The organism is Marinomonas sp. 5E14-1 (assembly GCF_039939215.1).
GTDB lineage: Bacteria > Pseudomonadota > Gammaproteobacteria > Pseudomonadales > Marinomonadaceae > Marinomonas.
This window is the reverse complement of sequence record NZ_JBDXMW010000039.1, coordinates 1-397: the sequence shown is the minus strand read 5'-3', so window position 1 is coordinate 397 and position 397 is coordinate 1. Positions and strand designations below refer to the sequence as shown.

Sequence of the window (397 nt, the reverse complement as noted above, 5' to 3'; positions counted from 1 at the left end):
TGAAGTCGTAACAAGGTAGCCCTAGGGGAACCTGGGGCTGGATCACCTCCTTAAACGATAGAAGCTCTGGTGAGCGTTCACACAAATTATCTGATTTTATTCTTAAATAAAAAGGCCGCTTTTAGCGGCCTTTTTTGATTTTGAAGATATGTTTTTTGGTTTAAATTTATTCTGAATAATAATCTTGAAAAACTAATTGGAAGTGCTTGACTAGAAAATTTATCTCTCTATAATTTTCCTCCACAATTTGAGGTGAGTACACTTTTTAAGTGTGTTTTCCTCTACCTAAGGTAACTTAGGGATGCTCTTTAACAATTCAAATTTTGAAATAACGATGAATCAAGCGTTAAACCGGTGGAAGTTCACTTTAACCTAGTGACTTCTATTATCGTAAATC

The 397-nt window shown here is 34.8% G+C and carries 1 rRNA gene; it reads left to right on the top strand.

Features of this window, described 5'->3' with window-relative positions:
- Positions 1–53, top strand: a 16S ribosomal RNA gene (locus ABFY09_RS15145); the annotation flags it as partial.
- Between the last annotated feature and the right edge of the window lie 344 nt (positions 54–397).